At 36.8% G+C, this 20993-nt stretch carries 18 protein-coding genes; 14 read left to right on the forward strand and 4 right to left on the reverse strand.

The window, feature by feature from the left end:
- The first annotated feature begins 121 nt into the window (after positions 1-121).
- From BMS_RS07360 to BMS_RS07405, 10 genes are all read left to right on the forward strand, one after another.
- The gene (locus BMS_RS07360) at positions 122-844 is read left to right on the forward strand and encodes a PilZ domain-containing protein (protein WP_044557390.1); all 723 of its coding nucleotides are present in this window, start codon (positions 122-124) and stop codon (positions 842-844) included.
- A gap of 154 nt (positions 845-998) precedes the next feature.
- The gene (gene glpX, locus BMS_RS07365; protein ID WP_014244182.1) at positions 999-1952 is read left to right on the forward strand and encodes a class II fructose-bisphosphatase; all 954 of its coding nucleotides are present in this window, start codon (positions 999-1001) and stop codon (positions 1950-1952) included.
- Between the two features lie 13 nt (positions 1953-1965).
- Positions 1966-2391, forward strand: coding sequence for a type II toxin-antitoxin system RatA family toxin (locus BMS_RS07370; RefSeq protein WP_014244183.1), 426 nt, complete (start codon positions 1966-1968; stop codon positions 2389-2391).
- Between the two features lie 8 nt (positions 2392-2399).
- A complete protein-coding gene (locus BMS_RS07375) occupies positions 2400-2726 on the forward strand; it encodes a hypothetical protein (RefSeq protein WP_014244184.1) in 327 nt (108 codons plus the stop codon).
- A 3-nt stretch (positions 2727-2729) separates the two neighbouring features.
- The gene (locus tag BMS_RS07380) at positions 2730-3443 is read left to right on the forward strand and encodes a YggS family pyridoxal phosphate-dependent enzyme (protein WP_014244185.1); all 714 of its coding nucleotides are present in this window, start codon (positions 2730-2732) and stop codon (positions 3441-3443) included.
- A 221-nt stretch (positions 3444-3664) separates the two neighbouring features.
- Positions 3665-4612, forward strand: a complete 948-nt coding sequence (locus BMS_RS07385) for an isopenicillin N synthase family dioxygenase (protein ID WP_044557391.1) — start codon at positions 3665-3667, stop codon at positions 4610-4612.
- A 137-nt stretch (positions 4613-4749) separates the two neighbouring features.
- Complete coding sequence (locus tag BMS_RS07390; protein WP_014244187.1) at positions 4750-5754, forward strand: diiron oxygenase; 1005 nt, start codon at positions 4750-4752, stop codon at positions 5752-5754.
- The gene (locus BMS_RS07395; RefSeq protein ID WP_014244188.1) at positions 5742-6584 is read left to right on the forward strand and encodes an alpha/beta fold hydrolase; all 843 of its coding nucleotides are present in this window, start codon (positions 5742-5744) and stop codon (positions 6582-6584) included. The genes BMS_RS07390 and BMS_RS07395 overlap by 13 nt, the downstream gene beginning before the upstream one ends.
- Positions 6577-7464, forward strand: a complete 888-nt coding sequence (locus tag BMS_RS07400; protein WP_014244189.1) for a fatty acid desaturase family protein — start codon at positions 6577-6579, stop codon at positions 7462-7464. The genes BMS_RS07395 and BMS_RS07400 overlap by 8 nt, the downstream gene beginning before the upstream one ends.
- A gap of 3 nt (positions 7465-7467) precedes the next feature.
- A complete protein-coding gene (locus BMS_RS07405) occupies positions 7468-8274 on the forward strand; it encodes a fatty acid desaturase (protein ID WP_014244190.1) in 807 nt (268 codons plus the stop codon).
- Here the strand turns inward: BMS_RS07405 and BMS_RS07410 are convergent.
- Positions 8227-9129, reverse strand: coding sequence for a hypothetical protein (locus tag BMS_RS07410; RefSeq protein WP_014244191.1), 903 nt, complete (start codon positions 9127-9129; stop codon positions 8227-8229). The genes BMS_RS07405 and BMS_RS07410 overlap by 48 nt on opposite strands.
- Positions 9130-9382: 253 nt before the next feature.
- Between BMS_RS07410 and BMS_RS07415 the strand changes: the two genes are divergently transcribed.
- The 3 genes from BMS_RS07415 to BMS_RS07425 all read left to right on the forward strand — a co-directional run bounded on the left by BMS_RS07415 (position 9383) and on the right by BMS_RS07425 (position 16035).
- Positions 9383-14818, forward strand: coding sequence for an Ig-like domain-containing protein (locus BMS_RS07415; RefSeq protein WP_014244192.1), 5436 nt, complete (start codon positions 9383-9385; stop codon positions 14816-14818).
- A gap of 94 nt (positions 14819-14912) precedes the next feature.
- Positions 14913-15785 (forward strand): ParA family protein, encoded by an 873-nt coding sequence (locus BMS_RS16875; RefSeq protein ID WP_052590614.1) that lies wholly within the window; start codon positions 14913-14915, stop codon positions 15783-15785.
- Entirely contained in the window at positions 15778-16035 is a 258-nt protein-coding gene (locus tag BMS_RS07425) for a hypothetical protein (RefSeq protein ID WP_014244194.1), read from the forward strand. Before BMS_RS16875 ends, BMS_RS07425 begins: the two co-directional genes overlap by 8 nt.
- Here BMS_RS07425 and BMS_RS07430 read toward each other — a convergent pair whose 3' ends face one another.
- Complete coding sequence (locus tag BMS_RS07430) at positions 16036-17715, reverse strand: lipoprotein N-acyltransferase Lnb domain-containing protein (protein ID WP_014244195.1); 1680 nt, start codon at positions 17713-17715, stop codon at positions 16036-16038.
- A 156-nt stretch (positions 17716-17871) separates the two neighbouring features.
- Between BMS_RS07430 and BMS_RS07435 the strand changes: the two genes are divergently transcribed.
- Entirely contained in the window at positions 17872-18819 is a 948-nt protein-coding gene (locus tag BMS_RS07435; RefSeq protein WP_014244196.1) for a hypothetical protein, read from the forward strand.
- Here BMS_RS07435 and BMS_RS07440 read toward each other — a convergent pair.
- Complete coding sequence (locus tag BMS_RS07440; protein ID WP_044557392.1) at positions 18811-19965, reverse strand: polysaccharide deacetylase family protein; 1155 nt, start codon at positions 19963-19965, stop codon at positions 18811-18813. The genes BMS_RS07435 and BMS_RS07440 overlap by 9 nt on opposite strands.
- Positions 19934-20980 (reverse strand): glycoside hydrolase family 113, encoded by a 1047-nt coding sequence (locus BMS_RS07445; protein WP_014244198.1) that lies wholly within the window; start codon positions 20978-20980, stop codon positions 19934-19936. The genes BMS_RS07440 and BMS_RS07445 overlap by 32 nt, the downstream gene beginning before the upstream one ends.
- Positions 20981-20993: the final 13 nt, after the last annotated feature.

Consider the following 20993-nt stretch of genomic DNA (forward strand, 5'->3'; position numbering starts at 1 on the left):
AAAACCCGAAAACCTATTTTTTTTGAATCATTTCCCTTAATTAGAGCTAGGGGTGATGTTTTCCACCTTATATAAAAACTTAGTGCGCGGTAAAATTGAGCAAGAATATGAAGGAGACGTCATGGAACGACATTTAAACCTAATAAAGACTGATTTTGAACAAACTGAGAAGAGAATATTTCCCAGGTTTCCATTTAATTACCTCACTTTCAAAAACTCGGGAAGCGATGCGCTGGTTTTTGAAATTAAAGATATTTCTTTTACAGGTATGCAATTATGCCTAAAAGACGGCGGACACTCATTTACAAATGATTCTGATATTTCTGGAACACTTCACTGGCAAAAAGCTTCTCTAGACGCAACTGGTACAGTTAAGTGGGTAAGTGGAAAGAGAATTGGGGTTGAGTTCTCCCATAGCGATGAGTTCGAGGCCAAGGTAAAGAACTTTCTCTCTATTGAGAATATGATAGATAGCCTAAGACCAATTCATGAATTTTCCGCAGGAATTGAAGTTCCTGCAAACTTAAAATTTTGGCTCAGAGCCGACGGTCCATTTGAAGTCTTTGTATGGAGACACAATGACGGTGAACTTTCTCGCTTTCAATTTCTCATGATGGAGAGATTTGTTGAGTGGGAAGATGGTGTTGGTGTTAAAACTGGTCGCATTATTAGTAAGAGAGACCTAGACACACCTCTATTAACTGAGGATGAACTTGTCTTTAGCGTAGATGAGGGTGTAAACACTGACGCGATTTCATTTGCTCAAGATATTTTAGAAAATATTGGACCTGAGTTTCTTCCAGAAGAGGCCAAGGAATTTTTAAAATTAAAATTGAATTCTTAAAATATAGGCCTTCTTCGGAAGGCTTTTTTCGCATAGCTCCCACTAAAATGATCATTTTCTTTTCGCAATTGCTTTTCAGTTAATATCATTGCCCCTATAATTCTAATAATATCTATTATTTAAACTAATATTTTTATTAGAGGAGCTCATAGTAATGAATAGAAACTTGGCACTTGAATTTGTAAGAGTAACAGAAATGGCCGCAATCGCTTCAGCGAGATGGATGGGTCGTGGTGATGAGAAGGCCGCCGATCAAGCAGCCGTCGATGCTATGAGACAGATGTTGGACTCTGTAGAGTGTCAAGCGACAGTTGTTATTGGTGAAGGTGAAAGAGATGAAGCTCCTATGCTCTATATCGGTGAAAAAGTTGGTTCTGGAAATGGACCCGAGCTTGAGATTGCACTGGATCCTCTAGAGGGAACAACAGTATGTGCTCACGGTGGTTATAACTCAATTTCTGTGATGGCCATTGCTGAAAAAGGAAACCTTCTTCACGCACCAGATACTTATATGAAGAAAATTGCAGTTGGTCGCGAAGGTAAGGGCGTTGTTGATATCAATGAATCAGCAACTGAAAACTTAAAGCGTCTTGCAGAGGCAAAGAAATGTCGCCTACAAGATTTAACAGCAGTTATTCTTGATAGAGAGAGACACTATGATCTCATTGAAGAAGTGAGAACAACAGGTGCTCGTATTCAGCTTATCGGAGACGGTGACGTTGCCGCTTCTATTGCTTGTTGTAATCCAAATTCAGGAAATGATATTCTCTTTGGAACTGGTGGAGCTCCTGAGGGTGTTATTTCTGCTGCCGCTCTTAGATGTATGGGCGGAGACTTCCAAGGAATTTTACAACCGAGAAATGAAGAAGAAATTTCTAGGGCCAAGGCCATGGGAATTGATGATATAAATAAAGTATTCTCAATTGAAGAATTAGCAAGTGGACATGTTATGTTCTGTGCTACTGGTGTGACTACTGGAAACTTCCTAGATGGTGTACAATTTACTCCATGGGGAGCAAGAACTCATTCTATCGTAATGAGAAGTAAGTCGGGAACAATTAGACATATCTCGGCAGAGCACCACTTTGATACAAAACCACGCTATTAATAAAGGATGATCAATGGCAAGTGTAAGTAGAACTGAAACTTTTGATGTAGAAATTGAAAAACTCTATGACGTTATTGTTGACTATAATTCATACCCTGAATTTGTCGATGGTGTAAGTAGCATCAATGTTCTAGAACAAAGCGAAGATAATGCAAGAGTTGAGTACGGCCTTAACTTAATAAAGAAATTTAAATATACTCTTAGTCTTTCTCATAAGAGACCTACGTCTGTTTCTTGGGAATTTGAGAGTGGTGACCTTTTCAAAAAGAATAATGGTTCTTGGGAGCTAGTTGATCTTGGAAACGGTCAAACAGAAGTGACATACTCTTTAGATGTTGATGTAAAAGGTTTTGTTCCAAAGTCTATAATAAGCAAACTTACTGATAGCTCTCTTCCGGCCATGATGAAATCATACCGTGAACGTGCAGCAGCTAGATAGGGGTTAGTATGACGAATAAGAATGAGAAAGAATCTCCCCTTGGAGATGTGATTAAGAAAGTCGTCTCCATAGGTGTGGGCGCGGCTTTTATGACTGAAGATACTGTGAAAAATCTCTTGGGGGACCTGCCTCTTCCTAAGGATATTGTCTCTGGTCTTGTTCAAAATGCAAAATCAGCTAAAGAAGATTTCTCAAATTCTGTTCGTGAAGAAATTGCTCAACATCTCAGTAAAGTAGATCCAAAGAAATTAGTTTCAGAAGTCCTCGATGGTTATGATATCGAAGTTAATGCCAAATTCTCTTTTAAGAAAAAGGTCAAAGAAGATAACGAGTAGGACATGACTAGAGAAGAGCTCTTAGAAAAGCGCTTTAAAGAATTTAATTCTAAGTTACAAGAGAAGACGAATAAAACTCAATTCATTGCAGTTACAAAGTATAGTCCGGTTGATGATATCTTCATATCCTATGACCTTGGTCATAGGGACTTTGGTGAAAATAGAGTTCTAGACCTCCAGGAAAAGGCCTTAGAGTTTGAAAAGAAAGGCCTCGATGATGTTCATTGGCACTTTATTGGTCACCTCCAATCTAATAAGATTAATCGTCTACTGAAAATTCCAAATTTAAAATATATTCATTCAATTGATTCACTCTCTCTCTTAGAGCAAATACTTGCTAAAGAGGATCAATACCGTGGAGAGAGATTAGGTCTCTTTCTACAAGTCAATACATCTGCTGAAGAACAAAAGCAGGGCTTTAGTACCTACGATAGTTTGGCCGGAGCAGTTAATCACTTTCTTGATGAACACGGAAAGCGAATCTATCTCAAAGGCCTTATGACAATGGGGAAAATTCGAACCTCTGATATTGAAGGAGAGGCGAGAGAGTGCTTTAAAAAACTTCACCGCTTTAAAGAGCGCCTTGCCGATGATTTTGGAATGACTGATCTCTGTCTTTCAATGGGAATGAGTGGTGATTATGAAGTTGCCATTGAAGAGGGAAGTGATTTTATTCGCGTAGGCTCGGCCCTATATAAGAGTGAGGACCATTCTTGATTCGCTACTTTGAAGTGTGCCTTTGACATATCCATTGAATAGATAATTCTATCCTCTGTATCTAAAAATTGAAACTGTCTCTTCTAAGTTCTTAGAATTATTGATTTCTTTTCCCTGTAATATCTAACTACTTGGTTTTATGGGTTTGACATGGGTAGCTATCTCTAGTTAAAACCTAGGAATAAAATTACTTTAACAAAGCTGCCCATTTGGAGGAAGACATGAATGCAACAACTGAGAGAAAGGTTCCAGAGTTAAGTTTACTAAGTTATGTGAATGGAACAAATGCTGATCAAGTGAAATTTGTGGACGATATCATGTACGGACTCAAAGACTATGGTTTCATCGTTTTAAAAGATCACACTGTAGATCAAAAGAAAGTTGATATGGCCTATGAATACCTCAGTGAATTCTATGCACTTCCATTAAGTGTTAAAGAGAAGTATGCAGGCAATAATGGTGGTCAACGCGGGTATACTCCTTTCAAAGTTGAGCACGCAAAGAATAATGATAATCCAGACTTAAAAGAATTTTGGCACGTGGGAAGAGAGCTAGCTGCTACTTCTCAATATAAAGGAGTTTATCCTGAGAATGTTTGGCCAACAGAGGTTCCTGAGTTTAAAGAAACATTTCTTCAACTCTATAACTCTATGGATACGACTTCAGGGATCCTTCTTGAGGCCATTGGTAGGGGTTTAGATGTTCCTTCTAGTTTCTTTGCTGAAATGATTAATGATGGAAACTCTATTCTTAGGGCCATTCACTACCCACCAACAAAAGGTGAAGACACGAAGAATTCAATCAGAGCAGCTGCTCACGAAGATATAAATCTTATCACTATGCTAGTGGGTGCAACTGAATCTGGTCTTGAGCTTCTTGACCACGATGGTACATGGCTAGCTGTTGATTCTAAGCCTGGAGAAATTGTAGTTGATACTGGTGATATGATGAGTAGACTTACAAATGATGTGCTTCCGGCCACTACTCATAGAGTTGTAAATCCGACAAATGACGGTTCTAGAAGATTCTCGATGCCATTCTTTGTTCATCCTCATTCTAAGGCGAATCTATCTTGTCTACCAAGTTGTGTCGGTGAGGGAGCTAAGTATGAAGATATAACTGCTGGAGATTTTCTGGTTCAAAGACTTAAGGAAATTGGTCTCTACTAATTCCTATAGAATTCCAAGCGCTTATGGGCGCTTGGAGTTGTCAAAATCTTATACACCCCTCTATAACTAATTCCTATCTACTGTAATAAAATTCATTTGCTTCTAATATTAAGAGAAATAAATATTAGAGGTATATTGTGAAGATCGACATCTACGATGAGCAAAGACTTGCTCGTCAGCTTGAAATTCAAAAGAAGAAGTCATGGGATATCGAAAAAGATATCAACTGGGACCAAGGAATTGATTTAAGCAAATCTTTTCTTCCTCTAAGTAATATTGATTCGCTCTTTACTGGAGCAAGTAAGCCTCAGCTAAGGGCCATTTCACAGCTCATGGGACTCATTGTTGCTTCAACGATTTCTCAGTTAGAGGACGTTGCCTATAGATTAAAGGTTCCTGTATGGGAGAGTTTTCTAAGAAAGCATCCTGTGAACCCTGAACTCTACCAACTTGGTGAGCAATTCTTTGAAGAGGAAAAGAAGCACTCAAGGGCCTTTAACCAATATATTGACCTCTTTGCTAAAGAAGTAAATATTGATCCTATAGACTTAAAGAGAATTCTTCCACGCGCTCACAATACGAGCATTGAAAAAATATATACATTAAATTCTAAAATCGGTGGTATGGCCATGTGGTGGTTAATTGCTGCTGTAGAAGAAGAGTCTATACTCTTTTATCATCTTTTAAACGAGGTTAAAGATCATGTTGATCCTCTCTATTACAATTTACATCGTTGCCATTTTGAGGAAGAAGTAAGACATAAGAGTTATGCTCATATGATGCTTGAAGTTTATAATGAATTTTCAAGTACTCCTAGTTCATATGTCTTTAAGAAAGTAGACTTCATTTTGGCCGAAGTTCTAAATATGACGTGGACATTTTCTCAGCTTCTCAAGGTTAAAGAGTTTAAGAAATTTCGTCATCACCATGAATTCTTCAATACACTTGAGAGTAGTCTCGATTTATTAAAAGGGAAGTCTCAGTTAGATATCTTAGGCGCTCTCTTTACATCTACTCCATATATTACACATACGATTCATCTCTCTGAGCATGGACATATTAATGCTCTTTTAAATAGATATAGTACAACTCGCTTACCTATGCCTAAGTCAAAACTAGGGGAGATTAAGTGTACTGTGTAGACTCTAGATTTAGAAATGGACTCGAGATTTTCTTTATAAATGAAGTCAAAGACTTTGATAGAGATATTATCGTTATGCTTCACGGCTTTCCTGACGATGCATTTAGTTTTGAAGGGCAAATAGAGTCTCTTAAAGAGCGCTTTAATATCATAGCTCCCTTTATGCACGGAGTTCTAAATGATTCTGAGTTGAATAAGAATAGGATTTGCCCAAGAGAGTTGATTCACGACATTCTTCATCTCTTAAAAGAAGTTAATCCAAACGGTGAAAAGAGAGTTTATCTAATGGGTCATGACTTAGGCTGTTTTCTCAGTACGGCCATTGCTCAAATCTCTTCTCATCAAATCAAGGGGATCGTACATATTAATGGACTAGGTCTGCAACAATTCTATAGTCGTAAATATAATCTCAATCAATGGATTAAGTCATATTATGTTCTGCTTACTCAAGTAAATATTTTTCGCTTCTTTGTTACAAAAGTTTTTCCTGATTTCTTTTTAAATTTAATTTATAAACTCTCATATATTGAAAAAGATCATGATCTCTATCAAAGAGATAGAAGAGTCTTCAATTCTATTTATATTTATAAATATCTCTTTAGAAAGACCTTTTCTCTTATCGGTGCTCCGACGATGAAAGTGTCTGTTCCAACTTTATTTCTCTGGGGGAATCGAGATAACTTCTTAGAGATTCCAAGTTTAGTTGAAGTCGAAAAATTCTATGATAAAGCGCAAGTGAGAGTTCTTCCAGGTGGTCACTGGGTACACCTAAGCGCTCAGGATAAAGTTAATAGGATACTAGAGAATTGGTCGGGGTTTTGTCATGAATAAGTTTCTAAACGATAAATTCTATCTACTAAGATATTCAATTATTCATTGTCTTATCTTCTTTCTATTGTCTTTCGTACTCTTTAATTTCAGAGAAATTGATTTAGATCTAAGTTGGAGACCGATACATATACTTTATATTCTCACTGGGCTATCTCTATGTGGATTGCCTGCAGGTCTTTTACACAATTGTGCTCATCGCAATGTAGGTCCTAGATGGTTTAATGATTTAGTAGGAGAGTTCTTAGGTAGTGTAATGCTGTACGGATATAGAGGATTTTCTCTTGGACACATGTTTCATCATAAGTATCCGGATAATCCTAAGTATGATCCACATCCACCTCGTGGCTATAGCTTCCTACGCTTTGTTGTCTCTCCAATTGAGGCAACTCTAATTATAATTGAGCGCGCTTTCTACGAGCAATTTGGCGACAATACAAAGAATAGATCATTAATTAAATATTCTAGATTTTTCTTTAATTTATCGATTGTATTAAAACTAGTGTTCTGGTTTCTCTTTCTTGGTGCTAGTGCCTTTATTTACTTCTATATGGTCTTATATATGGCAAATATCTTTGTTTTTGCCCATATTAACTATGCTACCCATATTGAAAATGAAGACGGTAGTTCAGAAATTATAAATTTAGATAATAACCTCTACTATAAAGTGGTTAATAAGATATCTCTGGGTGGTTACTATCATAAGAATCATCACTTGAGACCGAGGATCTTTAACCCTTCTAAAGTCGTTATTAAAAAAGAGGTGCCGCTTATTTCATATACACCAGAATATGACTTAAGAACTCCAAAGCGTGGAAAATTATTTTCTCTCAGTTGGATTAATGGATTAGAAGAATTAACTCAGAAATTAAAATTGGATTAAAAGATGAATAAGTATCGCAAGGATCGAAATTACTTTTTAAGTTACTTCAATATTAATATTGTGGTCTTCTTAACTTTGAACTTATTGCTTCTCTTTGCAAAGAAGAGTTTCTTCGATTTTAATTTCTCACTCGAGTTATTACTTCTCATTCCAGTAGGATGTGTCTTTGGCCTTGTGGTTGCCACAGCTTTTCACAATGCTAGTCATGGCAATATTAAACCAAAAACTCTCAATACTATTGTCGGAGAGTTCTGTGGCGCTTTCGCACTAGATGGTATGAGAAACTTTAGAGTGGGCCATATGCTACATCATATCCATGCTGACGATGAAGAGAATGATCCTCATCCTCCCCATGGTCTAAGTTTTCTAGAGTTTATTAAGACTTCTAAAGATAGAACTATTCAAGTGCTTATCAGAGAGTATTATAAGCATCATGGGCAAACTCGTGAATCAGAGAGAAATATTGAATTGCAGCTATTGTCTTATAAAATAGGATTCTTGTTAAAAGTTACTTTTTGGTTTCTCTTATTTGGACCCGCTCTCTTCTTACTCTTTTATATTCCTGCTTTTGCCAGTTATTTCTTTGGATTTGCACATCTAAATTATATTTCTCACGGGATGAATGAAGACGGTGAGTCTGAAGTTTTAAATCATGATGGTGGGATATTTTATTCTGTAATGAATTTTCTAACAAGTGGTGGTTACTACCATAAGAACCATCATAAATATCCAAAGCTCTACAATCCTTCGAGGTTGGATAAATTAGAATCTCACTCCAATAGCAAATTTAGAGTTTACAATCCCAGTTGATTGCTCATCTCCAGTTGTAAAAGTTTCTTTGGCAACGATATTTTCAATTTGTAGCTCTGCTATAAATGAATATGATGATTTCTCAGGAGAGGTCTCATAACCTAATCTAAAGTAGGGAAGCAGTGTTGCTGAGCCAGTCTTAGTGCTGTCAGCGACCTCAGTTGAAGACTTTCCAATTCCTGCACCAAGTCCAGCATAAATATGACTTCTAGAATCTCTTAACTGATTGAAGTGGTATGTGATATCGGCAATAAGAAAGTTTCTAGTAGAAGGGATTGATCTATCGGGATTCGTTCCCTTTGCTGTATCGCTATCAAATCTTACACCACCACCAATTTCTAAGTGACGATTCATTCTCTTTGAATATGTTGCTTCAAAGTGTAGAGTTGTTCTTGAGTCCAGCGATTCCGCAGCAACTTCTGATGTTGACTGAGATAGAGAGACTCCCCATGAAGCCCTAAGAGAGATATAATTTCCAACGATATTTCTTAGATAACTCTCTTCTTGCTTTTGTTCTACCTCTCTTAACTTGGTTAGAGCGACTTCACTCCATATTCTTTCCAGAGAAGAAGTGTAAGTGACAACTTCTTCAGGGTTAAAAGGGACAGTGGCCTCTTTATCGAGCAGTGTCCAGAGTGAGTAAAAACGAGTTACTTCAGTTGCTCTAGCAGTAAATGAAATATCAGTTGTTGAGAAAAGGGATATCTGACCTTTAGAAATACCAAAGTCTCTCCCTTTTCTAATTACAAATGTCTTCTTGGAGTTTGAAATTGATTGGATAATAACTAAGTTATCACTCGCTTGTACAAATACAGGCGCAATTAGAAGAGAAAGTATAATTATCAATTTATTCATTATATTTATTTTAAGCCCCTAAATTAATTTGATCAAATAGGTAATGGATACCACTGCCATATTTATTTGGCATAATATTAGCAAAAACTGGTGTGTTTTTATCGGTTAATTCCTCCTATGTAACTAATATTAAAGAGATGTAGTTAGATAATTTAATTTAGGCCTTTAACTCCTTCAAAATTAGAATTAGCTAAGATTTTCTTAAAGATTGACCTCGAAGTTTCGATAAGTTGAGTAGAGTAATGGGAATAATATGAGGAATATTTGGTTTAAAAATTTATTAGCACTTCTAGTGATGGGACTAGTAGCTTCTTGTGTAGGTGAGAAGAAGGGGCAGAACCCTAAGTGTGCTACTGGTACAGCTTTTAATAAATTAAGCCAGACTTGTGTTGCCTTTGGTAAGGTTCCAACATCTACACTTAATACTGTTACTCTTACTGAGGATCAGGCACCAAAAACTTTCACTCTTCAATATACTGATGATAATAATGACGAAGCAGTCATGTGTGAAGTTTTTGATAATGAATCTGATATTGAAATCAGATCGCCGCTATTTTCATCTGTAACTCCAGATGTAATTGCAATTATGAATCAATTAAATCTCTGTGCTACAGGAATTGATCCTGTCACATATGCTGCTCAAAGTGCAACGGCACTAGCGCTGTATTCATCTGCACAAAATGCAAGAGATGGAATCTTATCAACAGACACAACAGTTGGTATGTTAGCTGCACTTGATACTTTCAATACAAACGTTAGGAACTTGGCCAATTACTGTGTGGCCATTTCTAATATTCCAATTGTTGTCTTCTACGGTCAGTCTGCTAATAACTCTATGGATGAGCTTCTAGTGAAGAGGTCTTGGGTTGAGAGAAGATGTTACTGTGTAGGCGGTGAGTGTAGTGCTGAAGTATCTGCTCTAAAAGATAAGTTTGGTTCTTACGGAATTTCATATAATATTTCAGATACACCTGATGGAACTTCTGTTACTAAGCAAGTAACTATTGAAGTTGAAAGTGTTAATGATCGTCCAATTGCTCAAGATGACCACTTTACAGGTACAGAGAGTGTAACAACAAGTACTTTGCCAATCGCATTTACTATTCCAATCGGTAGAGATGTTGAAAGTGATGGTTCATTCTCTCTTACTTATAGTATCGTTCAAGCTCCTCTTAATGGAATAATTACAAGTTGTGCTCTGGCCAATGATGGTTCTTCAGCAAATGATAGAACTTGTTTCTATATACCAAGTGATCCAGATGCTAATGTGGCCAGTCCACTAACTGATAAATTTGCATCTCTCTCTATTCCAAGTACGAATGCTTTAAACAATATTGTCTTTACAGCGAATGCCGCTGGAAGTGTAGGAGAGGGAATCTCAGTTATTATGGAGAGTGCAACTCTTTTAAATACTGCGAATAATGTTGAAATTGAAGTTGATCCAGTCGGTAAGGTTATTACAATCTATATTGATGACGATGTCACTCAAATTGACTCGGTTATCTCTGCCGTGAATTCACATTATATTTCTTCTTCTTTAATAACTGCCTCTAAAACAGGTGGTGCAAATGATGTGCTCTCAACAATGAGCTCTGCCGCTTCTTTAAGTGGTAGTTCAACTCCTTTTGATAGTTTCACTTATAGAGTGAGTGATGGTGAAAGCACGAGTGAGTCTGTGGGGACAATTTCTGTCGATGTTGAATCGGCCGACGATCCACCTATTGCTCAGACAACTCCATCTGCATCTCTAATTTTTACTGAAGATACTCCGCAGACAGTGAGGCTGACAATTGCAGACTCTGAAAATGATACAGCAACTAGTTGTACTGTAACACCTGCAAATGCAAACCTATTGATAAGTAACGCATGTACTTGTCCAGTGGGGCAGATGTATTGTGATGTTGAGTTTACTCCTGCTGAAGATTTTAGTGGAGCTGCTCTATTTACATGGAGTATCTCAAATAATGGTGTAGCTGGAGTTCAGTCTACTCCAAATAAAATTGAAACAATTACTGTTAACTCTGTAAATGATGCTCCATTCGCTAAGAATATTGCAATTGATCTAGGAACCGAATCAAATACAGCATTTCCTACTACATATACATTTAATCTCTCTGATGCTGGAGACGCTCTTGGTGTAGATATTGATGGAAATCCTCTGAGCTATGAATTGACGAGTGCTCTTGGTGGAGCAACTTTAACGGGCTGTATCTCTGGAACAATTCTTCTCCCTGGAGCAAATTGTCAATATACTCCAGTAGATGGAAATGTGAATGGAGTCTCTTCAAAAGCAAGTGTCACTTATGTTGTCGGAGCGGGAAGTATTCTTTTTGAATCTGTAGCCGATGGTCAAAATATGAATAGTACTCAAGTTATTATTCAAGATTCTCCTTTATCAGATGTTTTAGGAACATTTGTAAAGGTAAGTAGTACTTCTCCAACAAATGTCGATGTGAATATCTATATTGATCTAGGAACATCAACTCTTGCTGATATCCAAGCTGCTATTGCCGCAGACCCATATGCTAGTGAACTCATTACTACGCCGACAGTTATTTCAGCTGCTACAATTGCAACTGCAGGTTCTGTTACTCTTACAGGTGCAGCAAATGCAGTTGATATTTTAGAATTTACTGCAACAGACCCAAGTGGTGCGGTTGCTTACGGATCAATTCATCTAAACCTTTTGACACAAGATGATTCTCCTGTCGTTTGCCCTTTCTCTGATTTTGTAGATGCTCCAGAGTGTGGTTTAGCCGGATGTTTAGGAACTGCAACACCTATTGGAAATGTAACACCAAAAAGTATTGGTGTTCTTTATTACGATAAAGGAGCAGCGGTCTGTTATAGAAGTAATGGTATCTCATCAGCAAATGATTGGGAGATCGTTACTGACTATACTAGTATAATTGAAAAGAAAATTGTTAATCAAAACGGTTCTTTTGAAATTGATAATATTAGAATTGATGAGGGTGGTGCTGATACTGTTGAAGATGCAGATACTATCTCTATTACAAATATTACAATTGCTGATGGAGGTCTAGGTCTTATTCCACGAAAGGCCTCTAATATCCAAGTATTCTATGACAATAACCCTGTGACTATTACTCCCGCTGTTCCAGGAGTAGGTGTTCCAATGACTGGTACTCTCGGTGATGGCGGTGCAAGCTCAGATGATCTTGCTGTTAAAGTTAAAATTATTCCAAGTGATGGTGTAACGGGAACTGCTGTTGTAACGATCACTTTTTCAGATGGTACAAATAATGTTGATCTCGCGATTCCTGTTGAGATCACAGATGTGGCCGTTCAGCATAAGGGCTGGGCCAATATCATAGCAATGGGTCCTAAAGTAGATAAGAATGGTAACGTTAAAGACTCTAGCTATGTTTGTAACTTTAGTGAAACCAAGTGTAACGATGGAGAGTCTTGCTCTGGAGTAAGTGTTCCATCAGGTAGTGTCGTTGCTGACGAAGTGAATGCTATTTACTATGAACAACCTTCAGTAAGTAAGCCAGAAGGGCAGTGTTACTATGCAACGGCTACAGGAAGCTCAAATTGGGTTGCCTTTAATTCATATTGTAATATGACAGCGAGTTTCTATGACTCTGCTTGTACTAATGCGACTTGTATGGATAGTGCGCCTCCGGCCAACGAGCCTGAGAATCTAAATACATTCTTTACTGATCTTCAATATGACAGCGTTAATAATATAGCGCAGACGACTTGTTATAGATCAATTGGTAGAGCTCTACCTAGTGGGGCTGCTCTAACTCCTGCTCAAATTGCCAACTCATGGCAAGAATATAAAGGAACAGGATCAGTTGAATTAAGATGGAATACAATGCTTCTAACGGGGAGTGGAACAATTAGTGGTTTCAATGTCTTTAGAAGATTACCTCTTGAAGACTTTGATTATAAGAGACCAATTAATAAGAATTTGATCTCTGCCTTTACTAACGAATATATCGACAATTCGGCCAACTCTAACTTTGGTCCAATTCCAAATACAGTTTACTTCTATGAAGTCGTTCCTGTTGTATCAACTGGAACGCCTGCTCAGAATGTTCAGATTAGATCTTCAGATTTTGAAAAAATTGTTTTAAGAGTTCTAGTTCCGGGACAAAATAAAGTTCTAGTGCCAAGAGATATCGTTAATATTACTCAATGTGATAAGCTATTAGACTCATCAGGTTCTGGAAGTAACTATGAGTATGATTCAAGCTTAAAGACATTTACATGTCCTTATGAAGGTCCAGGTGATACTGGGGCAGCAACAGGATCAACTATTTATGACTTTGGTAGAGACTTAATCGTCGATAGATTTGAGGCAGGTTGCCCTTATACAAAGAGTAATGAGAGCATTGAATCTTGTCCTACAGGTTTATCAAATGTTGCAACAAGTGGAAGTTGTATTGGGACTGTTGATCCTACTGTTGCTGATGGTGGGGGACCAATCTCTTTTACTACTCCTGCTGATCAAGTTTACTACAATAGAGATAGTGGAAAGTGCTTCCAATATGATGGAGCAACATGGAATGAGTTTAATACTCTCTCTCCAGCAAGACTTGCAACATTAGCAGATCGCTATGAAAATGCAGAACTTCCACCAATAGTCTATACCACTCAAGGTTCAGCAAATAACTTCTGTGCAGAGACTCAAACTGAGGCAACTTTGGGGGTTTGTGTTGTGGGAGGTACTTTTTCAATTGATGGAGCAACTGGAAGATGTAGTGATTCTACAGGTGGTGCTTACGAGAATTATAATAATATCTCAGGAAGATTACCATCTAGAAAAGAGCAGGTGGCCTACTCAGATTGGGATTTAACAAAGATATCTGACTCTGTAGCAAGCACGAGAGAAGGTGGGCTTTCACTTAATTCAAATTCAAAGTGTAATACAAGCTCGGCCAACGGTCTTGAATCATTTTATACAGATTCTGTGACGCCAATTTCTAATACACTTTATACTTTACCTGGAACACTCTCAAGTTCAATTCGCTCACTGATGACTGGTTCAGAACAAACAGCACTTTGCTCGTCTAAGTACGGAGTTCAAGATTCTATTGGAAATGTGAATGAGTGGTCGAGTGATAGAATGTTCTGTGATTCATTTATGTGTAGTGGTCTAGCTTCTACTGTTGTTCCTGGTGGAGCTGCAGACCCTGACTATATAGGAAATGGAGATGATGATTTCTTCCCAGCTGATGGAAGTAATGCAAACTTTATTCGCTATGTCTTCAATGGAGATACAGGACCATGTATAGATAGTAATTCAGATGGTACGTGTGATGGTTACCTTTCTTCTTGGATTTTTGATCAGAAGTCAAATGGAGCTTCACGTTTCTTTACTCCAATGGGATTACCTGCGGTCACAACTTATATAGCTGATCATGGTGGAGACTTTGTCTCTAACTTCTTTGAACAGATTGGTATCTCAAGTGGTATCACTTCTACAAAGCTTCATGATGATACAATTGTTGTAAATCAAGAGCGACTTGATCAAACTAATAATCCAACCAATGTAAACGGTCTGGCCGGTATGACAACAGGTGGAAGTTACCTCACTAGTAATGGAGCGGGAACTTATCACTTGGAATTAATTGCAGTTGATGACCCAGCGTATAATAATAGGGTAGATCTAGGTTTTAGATGTGTATTCCCTGTTGATAATACTCAATATATTGAATAAATAGCGCTGGTGCCCATATCTTTTCCCGCTTTTGTTTCTAGTAATGAAAACTAACTTAATGTAGAATTTCTCTGTATTAGACTTGGAGGAATTCATGGGAATCTTTTTTAATAAGAATAAAGAAAAAAGACCTACTGGAAAAGGCAAGGTAATTAGTTTTCTAAACCAAAAAGGTGGTGTTGGAAAAACTACTATGGCCTTTAATACTGCTCACGCCCTATCTATGAACGGTGCAAAAGTTCTTTGCATAGATATGGACCCACAGGCGAACTTAAGCTATCTGTTTGGTATTGAGAATTCTACTGAAGATGGACGCTCAATCTTTCAATTATTAATCAATAGTATTAGAGAATTATCGCCTCTACATAGAGCGGCCCTTTGGACTGACTGTATTTGTAAGGAAGGTAAAATTGATATCCTACCTGCTGGACAAGATCTATCAGGATTTGAACTTACTGTGGCCGGTATCTCAGGACCAAGACAATTGATTCTTAAGAAGTTTATTGAGATGAATGCTCTTAAGACTGTTTATGATTATATTGTCATTGATGGACCACCAACTCTTGGACTTCTCGTTGTTAATATTCTCTGTGCTAGTGATGGCGCTCTTGTGCCATTTAGACCAGATGAGTTTTCATATAAGGGCCTAACACACTTTTATAAAGTCTTAGAAGATATCAATGATATGGAAATTTCTAATACTCCTGATGTTCTAGCTCATATTCCCAACCTGATGGATAGTCGCAGGAAGCAAGAGAGCGAAGATTTAGATATGATTGCAGAGCACTTAGGTGAGGACGCTGTTGTAGTTGAGCCATTTATGAATAAGGCCCAATTAGTGAAGGGCCAATCTCAGAAGAAATCTGTCTTTGAGTTCAACTCTAAAGAGTTTCTTCCTCTTCAGAATCAATTCTCTGAAATTGCAAAAATTATTACTGATTGGAAAGAGCAGGGTCAATATGAGTAAGTCAAAGAATCCTTTATACCATGTTTCAAATGATGGTAAAGACGTTGAAAGTGTAAGTGGGGTCGTAGAGCTAATGATTAAGAAATTAGGTCTAGATCCTATGGTTGAGTTCTTAGTGAGTCTACTAGAGATGATGCAAGAACAAGTCAAGAGCTATGCTATGTTTGTCGCGATTAAAGAACTCATTGATGAATTACTAGAGAAGATATTTAAAGTCATGGAGAAGGTGACTCCTCTTTTAAACTTTTAATTATTCTCCAAAATCGCTCTCTAAATATTTCAGTGCCTTTAGATGATTGAGAACCTCTGGCCTACTTTTAAGGCCAGAGTAAATGAAGGTGTTATTTCCAGTTCTATCTATAAGTTTTTTTACTTTCTTTATTTCTTTCTTATTCCAATACTTCTTAAGTAAGTTCTTTACTTCACTTCCACACTCTTTATTCGTGCAAAGAGTATAGAGTTTATTCTCACTTAACTTAATATTGTAAATCTGATTATAATCTGGGGCTTCTAAGCCTGTAATCTCTCTTCTAACCATCTCTATATAAGAAGCTGGAAGCTTACTAGCGTATAGGTCATAGAAGAGAAATTTATCTTCGTTGGATATATACTTTGAAATGATACTCCACTGATGTTCAGGGAAGCGGTAGTCTAAGAACTCCTTTGCTGAAAAGCCAAGTATTCTTGCAATTTTATTTCTTAATTTCTGGGCCCCATCTATGACAAATGATGGATAGGGAACAAGTAGTGAGCGACTCATCCACTTGTGTAACTTCACAGGGACCCTGCCCTGTATTCCTCTCGTTCTCTTATGAGGAAAGTTTGATTTCTTTAGAAACTTTATAACTGCTCCGGCGCAATTATTTGAAAAGAAAGTATACTTGCCTAGACCTTCAGAAGCAGCACTCTTCACTCTAAGATTCTTTACCAGTAAGGAGATTTCTACTTTTTTGAGAATATCTAGCTTTTCTAGATGCTCTTTTGTAAGAGCGTAGAAACCTGATTCCTGCAAGTTTCTATCGACAATTCTAAAGAGCTTAATCTCGCTGTGACCAAAGTGTGATATAGCTTCTTTAGTTGCGACATTAATATCGTGATTCATTATGCTTAAAATGCTTTCATTTTTCTTTATCTTCCACAGTTCTCCAAAGAGATTTAAAAATACTTCATCTTCTTTCAAATAAAGCTCGTCATAACTTCTTTGGTAGGCCTGTAAGTAGAGTGCTTTATCTCTTTGAGTATCATCAAGATAGGGAAGATCCCCTTTTTGAACAATTCCAAAAGATCTAGTCATATCAATTTGGTTTTCAGTGTCAAAGAACTTAAGTTCAAAGATCTCAAAACCATCTTCCCCAAAGAGTTCCCTTCCTTTTAGCTGTGCTTCTTTTCTGGCATTACTTAAAGATTCTAGATAAATTTCTTTTCTAGAGGAGAGTAGCTCTTCCCACCAAAGATCTAGAGTCACTATAAGGGAGTCTATCATTTCACTACTTGCTGGAATAATATAGCGCTCAAGTGGACGAGATTGATCTTTCACATATTGCTTTACAAAGAGTCTTAGAGATTTTACTTCAGGGTAGACACCATATTTTCCAACAACCCCTGCTAGATTGCTTGCCTTGGGTCCATCTACGTCTGCAACAAAGCTAATCGTTATATCATTTCCGGGGTCGTTATCGTTATCTACAAATCTAAAGAGTGAGTGACCAAATTTTGATTCAACTCTCTCGTCACTTGCCTCTGCGCTAATAAGCTCGAGCCCAATTATTTCATTTCTTTTAACTCTATTCTTTAGTCGTTTTATATACTTCTTTGAATTAGTGTAGAGTTCACTTTTTTGAAGATGCCATTGTAGAAATTCAACTGAGTCCAGCTCTTGAGCTTGAATATTAAAGAGAAGACAGAGAAGAATAAGAGTTTTTACAATCATAGAGAGTTCTTATCAATTACTCTTAACCTTGCAAATGTAATATGAGTAATTTACACGGTATAAGGTATCTATAATCAGGTATTTAGAGTCAAAAATGCTCCCTTTACCATTTGTTAAAATAAAGTATAGTTAAAATAAATATATTTAAGGACTCCTATGTTGAAATTAATCTTTTCACTTTTCTTTCTCTTCTCACTCTCGGCCGAAGAGCTATCTCAAGTTCAAGCTGAACATAGCTTCTCAAATACATCTGATGGATTGAAACTTAAAGAGTATGATTTAGAATATCGAACTCATCGCCGAGATCTTTTTTGGCTTTACGAAGATGAAGCGTCGAAGGCACATGATTTCTTTTTAAGAGTTAAGAAAGTTGATGGAGAGCATCTTGGAGAGATAGATGGTACAAGATTTATTTTAGGCTATGGACGAAAGTGGAATGAATCCCATAATTCAGAAATTAGTTTTGGAATGCACACTCTATCGTATAAGAATAACTCTTCAAAAACTCCCTATTTTAATTTTCTTCAGCAGTATAGAGCAAAGCTCTATACATTAGAATATTCAATGACTCATGATTTCTATTATCTAATTGGAGGAGTTCCTGGCCCTTATGAAGAAAAACTCAAGAGTTTAAAGAATTCAATTCGCCTTGTCGCAACACCGCGAGACTTTCTAAGAGTACCAGTTGAAATAGAATATACTAAAATCAGTGGAGATAATTCTAGAAATAGACAGTCGGCATCTATATTATTTGGAGATTCATATCCTATTTGGATTTGGTTAGGGTATAGGATAGAGCGACTAAGTTTTGATCGACTAGATTCTGGCTATTGGTCTCCAGATAAGTTTTTGGCCCATGGTCCACATTTAGAGTGGGCGCAAACATTCTTTTCAAATTACACATTTAAGTTAAGTTATCTTTATAACTTTATTAAAGAAAATGATTTTGCTTCAGGGAATTCCTACTACTTATCTTCAACTTTTGAATATGGAAATAGAAACTCTCTTCTTCTTGGATTTAATGTCTATCGAAATAAGTCGATGCAAGAGTCTAGTGAGTGGTGGAGCGAAGGCGGAAGAGTCTATTTAAAGTATTCATTTTAAATATTTCTTCCACACTTCATCTATACTCATTATATCTATATTAGACTCTTTAATGATCTTGAGTAGCTCTTTAAAGTTTTCAGTAGAGTAGTCGATTTCGTCTTTCGGTTGATCTTTAATATGATGAAACATAAGTATTAGCCACTGCTTACTTTTCTTCGTCTTATCAATAATCTCTTTAAGTTCTTCTGGTGTTGTTGTATTGAGAACATTAAATGCCCTTAGCTTGTGATAGTCGCCAGGAGGAATAGTTTCGATACCTCCAGAAGCCAATCTCGCAGTAGCAAAGCTCTTTCTAACGATATCTTCAACATTTTTATTAATTTTCCCAAGAGGGTAGGCCAGGTGAAAGTCGTCTTTCTTGTATTCATTTCTTTTAAAATATTTTTCAAGTCTCTCTATTTCTTCACTAAGCTGTTTAGAGGAAAAGAATGTGAAGGGAATTTCGTGATGAGATTCTACTTGCCAATATTTCTTTGAGAGCATTTTTAACTCACTCTCTTTTAAGAAATCTTTTGTATTAAGAGAATCAGGCATAATATATGTTGTAATAGGAAACTTATAATTGCTGAGTTCTCTGTCTGCTAAGAGGTTATCCTTTGCTCCATCGTCAAAGGTAATTGTTAAGATGCCACGGTCAATTTTCTTTGTCTTTTTCAAAGGCCACAGAGTAAGTCTCGTATTGGTTGTTTTTGCGGAGAAGTATATAGTCATATAGTTAAGCGACTTAGCACCCTTTCCTTTCTCTTTTAAATTTGCTCCTGAAATACTAAGTCTTGTAGGATTAGAAGACTGGAGGAGGTTGAATTCATAATCAGTAAAAAGAGGGATAACATAATATAGGTAGTTTTCTGAGACTTTAGACTCAGAAAATCTTATTTCGATTCCATTGACAGCTCTTAAGTCATCTACCATCAAATCTAAAACGATATTATCGTGATCAATTTTAAAGTCGTGTGAAGAGATGTCTACAGATAGGAAACTTGGATTTTTCTCGTCTTTAGAAAAGAGGTGAATATTATTCTTGTCGACTTGAAGATTGGCTGAGCCCCAAAGCGCTTCAACTTTATCCCTATTAAAGCTGGAATAAGTGTTTAAATTAAATAGTAGGGAACTAATAATTATTAAAAAAACTTTGGACTTCATACCAGGCCTTTCTCTTCCATAAATTGTAATCGGTTTCATTTGGGTTATATGTATTCATTTCATATTTATTCGCTGCAAGCTTTCTCCAAAGATAGATTCCTCGCACCGTTTTATCACTTTTTAGTGCTAGTAGAGTATATCTATAGGCCATTGCCTGTCTAAGTTCTGGCCCAGGTGTCATATTTCTCCACTCATAGGGCTCGAGCGTTCCTTTCTTTGAACCTGGATAACCAATTTCATTGATAATAAGTGGTTTTTTAAACTTCTTTGCGTGTTGGATATACTTTTTAAGCATTCTCTCTTGATAAGTATAGATTTCCTTTTTCTTAATTGTATTTGGAATTGGAAAATACATATCGAGTCCAAGTTCATCTACATATTTCCAAATTGGAGTTTCAAAGAATTCATTTACATTGTTTACGGCTTCCCAATTCGCCCCATAAGAGACTCTACCTTTGAACTTCTCTCTTACTTTAGAAATAATTTCTCTCCAATATAGTTCATAACTAGAATTGCTTAGTTGGCAATACTCAGCTCCGATAATAAAGTTCTCAACTTTATATTCTTCTAGAAGCTCTGCAAATACGCTCAGTTGATTTTGAATATTTTCAAAAGCGAGCTCTTTATCCTCTGGGTCCCAGTAACATCTCCACTTCTTATTCTCAACGTCAATATAGTGGCGAAGAGAGACTCTAAATCCTCTTTGCTTGGCCATTTCTATGGCCATTTTAATTGAATTTAATGAGGGCGTATAATTTGAACTACAGTCAACATTACTGGAGTAAAGAGTTTTTGTCTGGCACGAATAGAGAAAACTAGCTGTATTTAAATTTAAAAGTTTCAGCTCTTCTAGATAGGTCTCTATATTACCTCTAGTATAGCTATATCTTCCATAGCCAGTAAAAACTAAAGAACTCAAGTTCTCTTCTTTTTCAATGCGCTTATAAGAAATCTTATGAGCACAAGAGTAGAGAGAAATAATAACGAAAATAATACCCACAGATTTAGTAAACATTTTTATACTATAC

The sequence above is a fragment of the Halobacteriovorax marinus SJ genome, from assembly GCF_000210915.2.
GTDB classification, from domain to species: domain Bacteria; phylum Bdellovibrionota; class Bacteriovoracia; order Bacteriovoracales; family Bacteriovoracaceae; genus Halobacteriovorax; species Halobacteriovorax marinus.

Bases quoted from the DNA above. Each gene is read 5' to 3' on its own strand.
- BMS_RS07435 (WP_014244196.1), top strand. From the start codon at position 17,872: ATGTTGAAATTAATCTTTTCACTTTTCTTTCTCTTCTCACTCTCGGCC.
- BMS_RS07415 (WP_014244192.1), top strand. From the start codon at position 9,383: ATGAGGAATATTTGGTTTAAAAATTTATTAGCACTTCTAGTGATGGGA.
- BMS_RS07430 (WP_014244195.1), bottom strand. From the start codon at position 17,715: ATGATTGTAAAAACTCTTATTCTTCTCTGTCTTCTCTTTAATATTCAA.
- BMS_RS07410 (WP_014244191.1), bottom strand. From the start codon at position 9,129: ATGAATAAATTGATAATTATACTTTCTCTTCTAATTGCGCCTGTATTT.
- BMS_RS07425 (WP_014244194.1), top strand. From the start codon at position 15,778: ATGAGTAAGTCAAAGAATCCTTTATACCATGTTTCAAATGATGGTAAA.
- BMS_RS07375 (WP_014244184.1), top strand. From the start codon at position 2,400: ATGACGAATAAGAATGAGAAAGAATCTCCCCTTGGAGATGTGATTAAG.
- BMS_RS07385 (WP_044557391.1), top strand. From the start codon at position 3,665: ATGAATGCAACAACTGAGAGAAAGGTTCCAGAGTTAAGTTTACTAAGT.
- BMS_RS07440 (WP_044557392.1), bottom strand. From the start codon at position 19,965: ATGAAGTCCAAAGTTTTTTTAATAATTATTAGTTCCCTACTATTTAAT.
- BMS_RS07445 (WP_014244198.1), bottom strand. From the start codon at position 20,980: ATGTTTACTAAATCTGTGGGTATTATTTTCGTTATTATTTCTCTCTAC.
- BMS_RS07370 (WP_014244183.1), top strand. From the start codon at position 1,966: ATGGCAAGTGTAAGTAGAACTGAAACTTTTGATGTAGAAATTGAAAAA.
- BMS_RS07405 (WP_014244190.1), top strand. From the start codon at position 7,468: ATGAATAAGTATCGCAAGGATCGAAATTACTTTTTAAGTTACTTCAAT.
- BMS_RS07400 (WP_014244189.1), top strand. From the start codon at position 6,577: ATGAATAAGTTTCTAAACGATAAATTCTATCTACTAAGATATTCAATT.
- BMS_RS07360 (WP_044557390.1), top strand. From the start codon at position 122: ATGGAACGACATTTAAACCTAATAAAGACTGATTTTGAACAAACTGAG.
- glpX (WP_014244182.1), top strand. From the start codon at position 999: ATGAATAGAAACTTGGCACTTGAATTTGTAAGAGTAACAGAAATGGCC.
- BMS_RS07380 (WP_014244185.1), top strand. From the start codon at position 2,730: ATGACTAGAGAAGAGCTCTTAGAAAAGCGCTTTAAAGAATTTAATTCT.
- BMS_RS16875 (WP_052590614.1), top strand. From the start codon at position 14,913: ATGGGAATCTTTTTTAATAAGAATAAAGAAAAAAGACCTACTGGAAAA.